Here is a 12,688-nt window from a genome sequence, read left to right on the forward strand (position 1 = left end):
CAGAGCGGACAGATAGCCAGTTTCTTTCAGATAAGACCGAATAAGAAAAGGGATATGCCGAAACGGAGATTCGAGTCGTCAACAGTGACAGCACTTTGAACTCTTACCCTTTCTTTACCCAAAGTGAAAGGAATGAAGCAGACCTGACACTATTGGCAAAGGCTCTTCTTATTTTGACACATCTCTCCAAAACTTTTTCAAGGAAAAGACATGAGTATACAAGAACTAATGAAAAGTGTCCGTCTCGAGGACATTGAAGAGGTTCTCAGACAATCTTATCATGACCTGAAAGACCTTCAGAGTTATGAGAGAACATTCAATATATTGAGAACCGTCCAACCCACTTTTGACTATTTCGATATGGTCATCGGTGTGAAAAGACGGAAAGACCACGTGATGGTGACCAATACCCACCTCGGCTCGATCAGTGACCTCGCCGGCAGGACCGTGGACATCAATAAAGATGACCAACTGACACCGACTGAAGCAGCTGCGCACATTGTCTATCAGATTACGGCACACGGGTATGACACAACTCGGTATAAGGACAATCTGGACGACTGGGATGAGGACATGATGTCCTCTTACGATGAAGAATAACGCTTTTGAAGGCCATCCTTGTCTCAAGTCAGATGTTCTTCACTGCATCTTTCCGATCATATATTGCCCAGATAGACATATTTGATACCGGCTTTGGTCGCAATAGCTTTGGCTTGATACATATCTTTCAATGGTGTCGGACCTTGGTCTGCCATCTTGAACATAGGAAAACAGCGACTGAAATGCAGAGGGCAATCGGCAAAACCATTATCCGCCAACCAATTGCATAAACGGGTGATCAGTTTTTCATCCGTGTTGACTCCGGGAATCAGAAGATTGGTAATCTCCAGATGCACCCCGGCTTTCAGGAAGATCTTCAGGGCTTCAAGGACGGGATTCAATGTCGCCCCGTTCCATTTCCGATAGATGTCGTCACTGAAAGACTTCAAATCGATATTGGCGGCGTCAATATAAGGCACCAGCCAACGGAGTGGTTCTGGATTAATGTAACCTGCAGAAACAAGTACATTATAAAGCCCATGACGATGCGCCAATACCGCTATATCGTGCACATATTCGATGTAGGTCAAGGGTTCTGTATAGGTGTAGGCTATTGTCGGAAGGTGGTTCTTCAATGCCAATTTTACAATAGCTTCCGGACTGTATTCTGCACTGGAAACGTCTTGAGGGAAAGCCTGTGATATTTCAAAGTTCTGGCAGTTCTTACATCTCAGATTACACCCCGGACAAGCCAAGGAAAGGCATCTGCTGCTGGGATGAAACTGCAATAGGGGTTTCTTTTCTATCGGGTCATCAGCCAAGGCACAAGGATGACCGTATACCACGGAATAAAGTTTGCCATTGATGTTTTTCCGGTTTCGGCAAAGACCTGTATGTCCGTCAGAAACCCGACATTCATGCGGACAGAGTAAGCACCTGACACTATTACCCGAGGGTTTGTTTTTCTCACCAGAAAGCGTTCCGGTCTCTTTCGGATTCCCGATTTTGTCGGTATTCTCTGTATCAGACAAAACCGGGGTCGTCAGTTTTTCATAAAATTTCGCTTCATACAACATCAGTTATTCTCCTTTCCCCATAGACTTTTCACTGAAAATAACGGCATGATAAGTATAAAGTTCTGCATCTTTCCAACCGTCCCAACCTATACCTGCCTTGTCCTGGGCACAATGTCCCAGAAATTCTTCTTTTGTCCAGTTGACTTCATCGGCCACTTGTGGCAGGAATGTGCCGCTACGAAAACCTTTACGCATATAAATGCCCTGTTTCCCGTATTGGAACTCACTGATATCGAAAATTCTATGCAGTGGTGTAAGGACGGAAATTTCGATGTCGATCTTCGGAAGTTCATCAGTCGTGACCGGTGAGAAACGGGGATCATCGAAAGCAGCAGCCTTAGCCATCTCCCTGACGACATCAGCAAGGGGTATATCTTCTCCAAAATGCCCTATACAACCCCTGAGACGACCGTTTTCATTGAGCGTGACGAAAGCCCCACATTTGCTCTTGAGACGGTCTGTAAGGGGGAAAGAGACGCTTTCCGATTTCGATGAGATACTGTTTCGGGCAATCGCCAGCAATGTCTTTTTCTCCTCCTGAGTAAGAAATTCATCAGGAGAAGACGGGGGATATGCAGAAGATGGAGACCTAGAAGCATCTGAAGATGTTCCTGTCTTTGCAGTTGGTGTCTGATCTGCCGTGCTCTCTGATGAAAGGTTGGAAGAAGGTGAGTCGTCTGCAGAATCTTTTCCTGAACAGGTTTGACACAAAGCATAATAGCCTACAACTTCATCTTTCCCTCCGTAAGGGGAATCACCGGAATTCAGATACATCAGTCGATGGAGTTGAACATCCGTCCTCTCCTGACTCATCATCAGCAATACCGCTATACCGCACTGTCCACAGGCGCTGGTCGCCAGATTTCGGATCCCCAAGGAATTGTTCTCTGACAATGTCTTGACGAATTTCTCCAAATCACCTGTCGCAATGGCATTGCCTGTACGGTGGTCGACCTTCTCTGCATCATCATAAGACGAATAATGGGAAAAATCACTGCTGATCACAAACAGATTGTGAGGGTTGAAATAAGGCGCCAAGGCCTTCGCTATCTCCCTCAACCGATGGATATTCTCTGTCCCGATGATAATGGGGACAATGGGTGCAACATGCTTTAAATGATACTGTAAGAAGGGGAGTTGTACTTCCAGACAGTGTTCGCGGTCATGAGCCTGAGGCACATACCGGAATACCGTATTCGACTTGAGAAGTTGGCCGCAAAGTTCCTTGTCTACGCTGATACGGCCTATAGGGGTGGCATACTCATCAAAGGCATTGCAGATGGAAGCACCGTCGAAAGCCACATGATGCGAGGGGCCTATCAGAAAGATGTGATCATATTGCGCATCCAGAGAAATCTGGGCAAAAGCATCTGCTGCCACTCGGCCGGAAAAGACATATCCGGCATGCGGGACGATAACGGACTGTATCTGCCGGTCCGCAAACAACACCTTTGCACTCTTAAAATAAGACTTCAAATCATTGATTAGTTGCTGTGGCGTTCCGGGGTAAAATTGACCGGCAACGGCCATAGGACGAACGGTCTTCTCCTGTTCTCTTAAATTCATGGCACTACCTCCTGTTACAAAAAACATTGATAATAACAAAATGCCTGTCAGAATCATTGACAGGCATTTTCTATTCTTGATATCAGGGCTCTTCCTATTCCTCATTCCATTTCTTAGGATTCGATTCCCTCTTTTATCTGTTCGGACTGTTCTCAATCCGACACATCAAGACAACTGCTCCAAAAACTTATTTATCGAGTTTCCAGGTTGCCCCATCTTGTGTGTCTTGTATTTCGAAACCGTCTTTCTGCAATTCATTGCGGATCCTGTCACTCGTCGTCCAGTCCTTGGCTTCCTTTGCCTTGGCACGGAGATCGAGGACCATATCTACGACTTTCCCGAATGACTTCTCCCGCTCACTGCTGTCAGCACCTTCCTCACTCTTCAGTCCGAGAATGTCGGAAGTAAAGAGATTCATGGTGTCTGAGAGTTCTTTCAGATCTGCAGCACTGATTTTAGCCTTATGACCGACTATCGTATTGATCAGATGGCAAGCTTCAAACAGGTTACTGATCACTGTCGGAGTCTGCAAGTCATCATTCATCGCATCATAGCATTTCTGGCGGAGTTCACTCACAAATTTTGCCGTGGCTTCGTCGCTGGTCTTGTCAACCTGAATGCGTTTCAGGTCATTGATGCCGTCCATGAGACGCTTATAGCCTTTCTCGGCTGACTTGAGGGCTTCATTGGAGAAATCGACCGTACTGCGATAATGGGCAGACAAGATGAAGAAACGGATCGTCATCGGACTGTATGCCTGATCAAGTGTCGGATGCTTTCCGGTGAAGAACTGTTCCAAAGTAATAAAATTACCCAGACTCTTCCCCATCTTCTGACCATTGATGGTAATCATGTTGTTATGCATCCAATAGTGGACCATCTGATCGCCCTGACTGGCTACGGCCTGCGCAATCTCGCACTCATGATGAGGAAAGACCAAGTCCATACCTCCTCCATGTATATCAAAATGATTACCCAGATATTTTCTTCCCATAGCCGTGCACTCGCAGTGCCATCCGGGATAACCTACACTCCAAGGACTCGGCCAGCGCATGATATGCTCGGGCTGGGCTTTCTTCCAAAGTGCAAAATCACACTGGTGCTTTTTCTCACCTACTCCATTCAACTCCCGGCTATTATTGATGATGTCTTTCAGATTACGCCCTGAAAGGATACCATAATGGTATTTCTGGTCATATTTCACGACATCAAAATAGACGGAGCCGTTACTGACATAGGCATAACCGTTCTTCAGGATCTCTTTGGTCAACTCTTCCTGCTCTATGATATGGCCGGTGGCATGGGGCTCAATCGAAGGCGGAAGGACATTCAGAGCCTCCATCGCATGATGGTAGCGGATGGTATAGTATTGGGCTATTTCCATCGGTTCCACCTGCTCCAGACGTGCTTTTTTCTCTATCTTGTCCTCACCTTCATCTGCATCATGCTCCAAATGCCCGACATCCGTAATGTTGCGGACATAGCGGACTTTATACCCTAAGTGCTTCAGATAACGGAAAAGGACATCAAAGGTAATGGCAGGACGTGCATGTCCCAAATGCGGGTCACCATACACAGTAGGTCCGCAGACATACATTCCCACATGCGGTGCATGTAAAGGTTTGAAAATCTCTTTCCGTCGGGAAAGTGTATTGTAAATAATCAGTTTCTGTTCCATCTTAATTCTATTTTCTTTTATGCAAATATAGAATTTTTATAGCAGAAGACAAAATAAAAAAACAATTTTTGCAAATTTACATTATCTAAGATAAAATTTGAGTAACTTTGTAAGGATACACTAAATTGATTAAGGCAAAATGAATAATAAATATGCTATTTTCAGTGATATAGATGGAACATTGGTCAGTTTTGAAACTCATGTCATACCTGAATCGGCTGTTCAGGCGCTGACGGAAGCCCATCAAAGAGGTCACCGTATTTATATTTCGACCGGCAGACCTTTGTGTTTCATCATTAATTTAAAACAGATAGAGCATCTCATAGACGGTTACATCACGACGAACGGTGCTTATTGCTTTGTAGGCAAACAGGAAGTTAACTGTTGTGGCATTTCTCCTGAAGATGTACAGACAATGCTGAAATTTTCTGATCAAATGGGGTTTCCTTGCGTTCTAGTAGGTGAAAAGACAATAGCAGTCTATCACAATACGCCTGAAGTCAATGCCGTCTTCTACGGAGAACTGGGTGTTCCCGGATTGGACAAGGCACCGTCGATAAATGCATTGAAGGGACAGCGGATACTACAGTTGACTCCTTTTATCTCTCCCGAACAGGAAGAAAAGATGATGCCTTATCTGAAGCATTGCACCAGTGGCCGATGGAATCCAAAGTTTACTGATATTACGGATAAAGACGCTGATAAAGGAAAAGGGTTGTTGAAAATGGCTGCCTTTGAGAAATTCGATATCAGTCATACTTTCGCCCTGGGGGACGGAGGAAATGATATTCCGATCATTAGACAGGCAGGAATAGGCATCGCAATGGGAAACGCTTCGGATCAAACCAAAGCTGCAGCTGATTTCGTCACTCGCAGCGTGGATGATGATGGGCTGGCTTATGCATTGAAGCATTTCGGACTAATAGAATGAGGCACACAAATGTCTCATTCTTTTGCCGGATCTTTAGAAATCAAGTCCGAGACGTGCGGACATAAAAAATCCCGGCTCTCCATTTCTTTCCAAGATGAAGATACCAGGTAAGATATATGAAAGACTAATAAGAATTAGTCTACTGCATCCTTATTGTCGACAGCGTCGTAACCTTTGGAAGAATTGTTCTGGATTAACTCATGGAGATTCATCTCATGATACCCCCCTTTGGCTTTATCTGCCAGTTCCATCTCTTCCAACTCCTTCTTTTCTGCCTCGGAATGAGTAAAGGTTGATCTGGACTTCAATTCACAGACGCCCCAACCGACCAATGCGACAACTACAAAAAGTATAAATGCTAATTGAATACTCATTATATATAATGTATTTGAATTCCAAGTGCAAATTTACACATTTCTTTTGAAACGAAAAACTTAACCTTCTTTTTTCTTCTGAAAAATCTTATCATCTGTTTGCCGACGTTATCTTTCCACCTTACCTACTCTATTAATTGATACTATTCTACCTTTAAAAAAATTAAAATATAACTTTTAATATTCTATAATTATCAAACTAGAATAAAGTAATAAATATTTATAAAATTAGAAGATAACTCATAGATTCTATCTCTGTATATCAATAAATCACAATGTAAAGTTAATATCGAAATAATTGGTGATATATAGTGTTTTGTACATCTATATGGGATATATTCAGTATTATAATTATCAATATGTCATATTTAATACTTTTATCACGTAGATAGCATTTATTATGTGTGCGTACACACGCTCATTGATTTATGTCAACAAAATAAACAAAATACACGAATATACCTGAATTTTATAGATCGTGATTTTAAAATATATTATCTTTGCAACGTCAATCAGAGAGAAGAGGTCCTCAACCGAATGAGGGGTCTTTTTAAAGATGACAAGATAAAACAGCCAGAAACTGATAATAAGAAAATGTATAAAGCCGAAGTTCATGACTGAGGCATAAATTAATTGAAAGGATATAAATTATGTTGACAAGTTCGAGTGTGATGGGTTTAGCATTGCTTTTCTTTGTAGTTGCAGGTGTGATTAATTCAACCATCGAGCGTAGATAAATTAGAGCAAGTTGAGAGTTTTGAAATCAAGTGGGGGTCGCAACATACAGTTCTGTTTGTTGCGACTTTTTGTTTTATACGGGTTCTAACTATTTTGAGCCGACATTATCATTTGTATCCTACCTCCAATAAAAAGATTTTCCGGGGAGTCCATAAGGTACAAAAGTTGTAGACTATATTTTCTGAGAAATCGATGATAATACAATAGAAAAAGGTCCCCTCTTGAAAAACGATTTTCAAAAGGGGACCTTACCAACACAGATTAAATTCAAAAAATGTGTTATTGATTAGTTATATTTTCCTGCTTATTCCTGTGGGGAAAATTCGTCTTTTCCTACACCACAAAGTGGGCAAACCCAATCATCCGGAAGGTCTTCAAAGGCTGTTCCCGGTGCTATACCATTATCTGGATCACCCTTTTCAGGATCATAAACATAGCCGCATACATTACATACATATTTTTTCATAATGCCAATTATTTATAAGTTATTAATTATACCAGCCCCAAAGTTACTATATTTTTTTCAAAAGCTTTTAATTTACACAATATTTTTTTATATCTTTGCACAATATTGTAGGACTGATTCTTACACTGAAAGACGTCTAAAGAAAGAACAAAAATCACTTATATAAAATGAACTACGACTTCAGAGAGATTGAAAAGAAATGGCAGAAAAAGTGGGTTGAGAGCAAAACCTATAAGGTTACTGAAGATAAAAGTAAGAAAAAGTATTATGTACTCAACATGTTTCCTTATCCTTCAGGTGCAGGACTTCATGTCGGTCACCCATTGGGATATATTGCCAGTGACATTTATGCCCGTTACAAACGCTTGAAAGGATTCAATGTACTGAATCCTATGGGCTATGATGCCTATGGTCTTCCTGCAGAACAATATGCAATTCAGACGGGGCAGCATCCTGCCATCACAACAGAGCAGAATATCAACCATTACCGGGAACAACTTGATAAGATCGGTTTTTCATTTGACTGGTCCCGTGAGATCCGAACTTGTGATCCCAGTTATTACCATTGGACACAATGGGCATTTGAAAAGATGTTCAATAGTTACTATTGCACTAAATGCCAGAAAGCCAAACCTATAGAAAAGTTAATCCACCACTTTTCTGAAAAGGGCACCGAAGGTATCCATGCAGCACAAACCAAAGAACTTTCTTTCACGGCAGATGAATGGAATTCATGGGATGAAAAAAAGCAGCAACAGATATTGATGAACTACCGTATCGCCTATTTAGGGGAGACGATGGTGAACTGGTGTTCCGGATTAGGAACTGTACTTGCCAATGATGAAGTCGTGAACGGCGTCAGTGTCCGAGGAGGCTATCCTGTCATTCAGAAGAAAATGAGACAGTGGTGTCTCCGAGTGTCAGCCTATGCTCAAAGACTGTTGGATGGACTGGATACCATTGACTGGAGTGACTCCATCAAAGAAACACAACGCAACTGGATCGGCCGTTCTGAGGGGACTGAAGTGGTGTTCAAAGTCAAAGACAGTGACCTTGAATTCAAAATATTCACGACCCGTGCAGATACGATGTTCGGCGTGACTTTCATGGTCCTTGCACCTGAATCAGACAAGGTCGCCCAAGTGACCACTCCTGAACAGAAAGAGGAAGTGGAAAAATATTTGGATTACGTGAAAAGTCGGACGGAACTTGAGCGCATGAGTGATCATAAAGTCACGGGGGTGTTCACCGGATCCTATGCGATCAATCCTTTTACAGAAGAAGCCATTCCTATTTGGGTTGGAGAGTATGTTCTAGCAGGATATGGCACTGGAGCCATCATGGCTGTGCCTGCACATGACAGTCGGGACTATGCCTTTGCAAAACACTTCCATCTGCCTATCATTCCTCTGATAGAAGGCGCTGATGTCAGCGAGGAGAGTTTTGATGCCAAAGAGGGAACGGTGATGAATTCTCCGGCTGCGGGTAAGAAAGGCCTGGATGGTTTTACCTTGAACGGATTGAACGTGAAGGAAGCCATTGCCGCTACCAAAAAATTCGTTACAGAAAAAGGTATAGGCCGTATAAAAGTCAATTATAGGTTGAGGGATGCCATTTTTTCCCGTCAGAGATATTGGGGTGAACCATTCCCTGTATATTATAAGGATGACATGCCTTATATGATTCCGGAACAGTTCTTACCCTTGACTCTTCCTGACATTGACCAGTATAAGCCTACTGCAACAGGTAATCCTCCATTGGGACGCGCAAAGAAATGGGCATGGGATACGAAAAGCAATAAGGTCGTTGACACTGCGTTGATAGACAACAAGACCGTCTTCCCTATTGATCTCTATACCATGCCGGGATTTGCAGGAAGTTCAGCTTATTACCTTCGGTATATGGATCCTCATGACGACCAGGCTCTTGTGAGCAAGGAGAAAGATGAATATTGGCAGAATGTCGACTTATACGTCGGGGGTACAGAGCATGCTACCGGACACTTGATCTATTCCCGTTTCTGGAATAAGTTCCTGCACGACTATGACTATTCCTGCAAGGAAGAACCTTTCCAGAAACTCATCAACCAAGGTATGATACAAGGACGCAGTAATTTCGTCTACCGTGTCAATGAAAAAAGCAAGAAGGACAAACCGGTATTCGTCAGTTTCAACCTGAGGAAGAACTATAAGGATGTTACACCTATCCATGTCAATATCAACATTGTCCAAAATGATATTCTCGATATTAATGCATTCAAGGCATGGAGACCGGAATACAAGAACGCTGAATTTATCTTGGAAAACGGTAAGTATATCTGCGGATATGCTGTGGAAAAGATGAGTAAGAGCATGTTCAACGTCGTGAATCCTGATGATATCGTCAACAAATATGGTGCTGACACGCTACGGCTCTACGAGATGTTCCTGGGACCTGTAGAAGCCAGCAAACCTTGGGATACCAACGGCATAGACGGCTGTCACAGATTCTTGAAGAAATTCTGGAACTTGTTCTGGGACAACCGTTCTGATCAATGTCTCATCAATGAGGTTGCTCCGAGTGAAGCCAGCCTTAAATCGGCTCACAAACTCATCAAAAAGGTAGGTGAAGACATCGAGAAGTTCAGTTATAATACGGCTATATCCGCATTTATGATCGCTGTCAATGAACTTTCCCAGCAAAAGTGCCATAATCATGATATTCTGAAAGAACTCGTGGTCTTGATCGCACCGTTCTGCACCCATATCGCTGAAGAATTGTGGCATGAACTTGGAGAAAAAGGTTCAGTTTGCGATGCTCAGTGGCCGACTTATGACGAGAAATATCTCGTGGAAAATGAAATCCAAATGACCATATCCTTCAATGGGAAAGCACGGTATCAAAAAGTCTTCTCAGCTGATGCAGATGTAGAAAGTATCAAGAAAGCAGTCATCTCGGATGAAAAGAGCCAAAAATATATTGCCGGGAAAAATATTATAAAAATCATCGTAGTTCCTAAAAAGATCGTGAACGTGGTATTCAAAAATTGAAACTGATTTTGGAATAAGAATAGCAGGCGACTTCGTATCAGTCATTCAGCATAAAATCCATACAGGTGTCCTGCCCGTCAAGCACTTGCATTTACAAGCTATATGAACAATCGTAATGTAAAAAATGAGATCAAGGATTATGTATATATTACATTAGGTCTCATACTTTATACCTTTGGTTGGACGGTATTTCTCTTGCCGTACAGTATCGTAACAGGTGGGGTAACTGGTATCTCAGCTATCATATTTTATGCTTCTAAAATTCCTATCGCCTACTCTTATTTCATTATAAATGCCATACTTCTGGTTTTTGCACTGAAAATCCTCGGACTGAAATTTCTGGTAAAGACCATTTATGCGACCATCGTCCTGTCACTCACATTGAGTTTTGCACAGCAGGCGATGACCCTGCCTGATCATACGATGTACCAGATATTAGGCAAAGGCCAGGATTTCATGTCCTTAATCATAGGTTGTTCTATGACCGGTACGGCACTGGCAATCGTATTTCTGCACAACGGGTCTACTGGCGGAACGGATATCATAGCCGCTTGCGTCAATAAGTACCGGAATATTTCCCTGGGACGTGTCCTGGTTTTCGTAGATATCTGTATCATCAGCAGCTCCTACCCTATCTTCCATGATTGGAGAAAACTGGTTTTCGGTTTCTGTACGATGGTCATAGAAAACTTTGTCTTGGACTATGTCATGAATGCTCAAAGGGAGAGTGTACAGTTCATGATCTTCTCTAAAAAATATCAGGAGATAGCCAATGCCATTGGAACGAAAATGGAACATGGTGTAACGATTCTCGACGGTCACGGATGGTATACCGGAAATGAAGTGAAAGTGCTTTGTATCTTGGCTAGAAAGAGAGAAAGCCCTATCATCTTCAGACTTATCAAGATCATCGACCCGAATGCTTTCGTATCCCAATCATCCGTCATCGGTGTCTACGGCGAAGGCTTTGACAAAATGAGGATCAAGATCCCCAAACGTGATAAAGAATCGATCATCAAAGCCTCGCAAAACGGCTCTGTCCCTAAATTATAGGATATCCACAACCATAAAACAATACAAATGACAACTATTGTATTTGCCACTAACAATAAGAATAAACTTCGTGAGATCCGTGAAATTCTAGGATCTGATTTCAATATCGTTTCGCTCTCTGACATCAACTGCCATGAAGATATTCCTGAGACAGGAAATACTCTAATGGAGAATTCTCTTCAAAAAGCCCTTTATGTCTATCAACACTATCATCAGGACTGTTTCGCAGACGATACGGGACTGGAGGTAGAGTCATTGAATGGTGAGCCTGGCGTACATTCAGCCCGTTATGCTGAAGGTACCGACCATGACAACCAAGCCAATATCGCAAAACTCTTACGGAAATTGGGAGATAATCCTAATCGAAGGGCTAAATTCCGTACTGTCATTACTCTAATCCAAAAGAATCCGGCCCAACGTAATGGTAATGCCGCTTCTTCGGAGACCATTCATTACTTTAACGGTGAAATCTCCGGTACTATAGCTAAAGAAAAAAGAGGTACATCGGGCTTCGGATATGATCCTCTTTTCATCCCTACAGGTTATCAAGAAAGTTTTGCACAAATGGGAGATGAAGAAAAGAACAAAATCTCTCATCGTGCACGGGCTGTAGCTAAACTGGCTGCATTCCTTAAAAGTCAAGTAAAATGATGCCTGAAGTACAGAAAGGTTTGAAGTTCGGACTTTACTGCATGAAATTTTCGATAATCAATTAAATGAATTTAACGTGATCTTATCATGTAGTATAAGGTCACGTTTAGACCTTAATAAAAATACTTTTCCTAGAACAGATATTCTTTTATCAAAGATTAGTCCTCATCATACTATACTATACCCCAATTTTAGACAATGTTTAACTTTTATTTAAATAATATACTCATCCACGGAGAGCGCGCATAGCGGCAAGAGGCGTCGTGTAACGCCTCGGCGAGCGTCACGCTGCAGATTGATATCTCCTTATCGGAATTAATTCCGGTAAACTGTGATGTGGCCTGCGGTAGTTGTAATATTCCATGAACTTGCCAATGCCTTTACGAAGTTCGGCTCCGTTATTAGCCGGATTCAAGTAGATATACTCCTGCTTAATGGTACGCCAGAAGCGCTCTATCCATATATTGTCCTTGCATCTGTTTCTGCCATCCATACTGATTTTGACATGATATGATTTCAACGTGTTGACCCATTCTTCGCTGGTATATTGGCTTCCCTGGTCTGTATTGACAATCTCCGGGGTACC

General features: G+C 42.4%; 11 protein-coding genes. 5 read left to right on the forward strand and 6 right to left on the reverse strand.

Annotation, left to right across the window (positions count from 1 at the left end; translation table 11 throughout):
* Positions 1-210 precede the first annotated feature (210 nt).
* On the forward strand, positions 211-600 hold the full coding sequence (locus NG821_RS02855) for a hypothetical protein (RefSeq protein ID WP_252760155.1): 390 nt from the start codon (positions 211-213) through the stop codon (positions 598-600).
* Positions 601-656: 56 nt separating this feature from the next.
* Here the strand turns inward: NG821_RS02855 and amrS are convergent, their stop codons facing one another.
* From amrS to cysS, 3 genes are all read right to left on the reverse strand, one after another.
* Complete coding sequence (gene amrS, locus NG821_RS02860; protein WP_252760156.1) at positions 657-1,616, reverse strand: AmmeMemoRadiSam system radical SAM enzyme; 960 nt, start codon at positions 1,614-1,616, stop codon at positions 657-659.
* A 3-nt stretch (positions 1,617-1,619) separates the two neighbouring features.
* Positions 1,620-3,182: an AmmeMemoRadiSam system protein B gene (gene amrB / locus NG821_RS02865; RefSeq protein ID WP_252760157.1), complete on the reverse strand. Its 1,563-nt coding sequence runs from the start codon at positions 3,180-3,182 to the stop codon at positions 1,620-1,622.
* 187 nt (positions 3,183-3,369) lie between these two features.
* Positions 3,370-4,860 (reverse strand): cysteine--tRNA ligase, encoded by a 1,491-nt coding sequence (gene cysS, locus NG821_RS02870; RefSeq protein WP_252760158.1) that lies wholly within the window; start codon positions 4,858-4,860, stop codon positions 3,370-3,372.
* Positions 4,861-4,999: 139 nt separating this feature from the next.
* Between cysS and NG821_RS02875 the strand changes: the two genes are divergently transcribed.
* Positions 5,000-5,791: a Cof-type HAD-IIB family hydrolase gene (locus tag NG821_RS02875; protein ID WP_252760159.1), complete on the forward strand. Its 792-nt coding sequence runs from the start codon at positions 5,000-5,002 to the stop codon at positions 5,789-5,791.
* A gap of 134 nt (positions 5,792-5,925) precedes the next feature.
* Here the strand turns inward: NG821_RS02875 and NG821_RS02880 are convergent, their stop codons facing one another.
* Positions 5,926-6,165 (reverse strand): hypothetical protein, encoded by a 240-nt coding sequence (locus NG821_RS02880; protein WP_252760160.1) that lies wholly within the window; start codon positions 6,163-6,165, stop codon positions 5,926-5,928.
* A gap of 1,042 nt (positions 6,166-7,207) precedes the next feature.
* A complete protein-coding gene (gene rd / locus NG821_RS02885; protein ID WP_252760161.1) occupies positions 7,208-7,369 on the reverse strand; it encodes a rubredoxin in 162 nt (53 codons plus the stop codon).
* Between the two features lie 167 nt (positions 7,370-7,536).
* On the opposite strand from rd, the gene leuS reads away from it, so the two are divergent.
* The 3 genes from leuS to NG821_RS02900 all read left to right on the forward strand — a co-directional run bounded on the left by leuS (position 7,537) and on the right by NG821_RS02900 (position 12,102).
* Positions 7,537-10,398 (forward strand): leucine--tRNA ligase, encoded by a 2,862-nt coding sequence (gene leuS / locus NG821_RS02890; protein ID WP_252760162.1) that lies wholly within the window; start codon positions 7,537-7,539, stop codon positions 10,396-10,398.
* A 102-nt stretch (positions 10,399-10,500) separates the two neighbouring features.
* On the forward strand, positions 10,501-11,451 hold the full coding sequence (locus NG821_RS02895; RefSeq protein ID WP_252760163.1) for a YitT family protein: 951 nt from the start codon (positions 10,501-10,503) through the stop codon (positions 11,449-11,451).
* Positions 11,452-11,478: 27 nt separating this feature from the next.
* Positions 11,479-12,102, forward strand: a complete 624-nt coding sequence (locus tag NG821_RS02900) for a non-canonical purine NTP diphosphatase (protein ID WP_252760164.1) — start codon at positions 11,479-11,481, stop codon at positions 12,100-12,102.
* Positions 12,103-12,385: 283 nt separating this feature from the next.
* Here the strand turns inward: NG821_RS02900 and NG821_RS02905 are convergent.
* The coding region (locus NG821_RS02905) for an integrase core domain-containing protein (RefSeq protein ID WP_252760165.1) at positions 12,386-12,688 on the reverse strand (303 nt) is incomplete at its 5' end.

The organism is Segatella cerevisiae (genome assembly GCF_024054555.1).
Classification (GTDB): domain Bacteria; phylum Bacteroidota; class Bacteroidia; order Bacteroidales; family Bacteroidaceae; genus Prevotella; species Prevotella cerevisiae.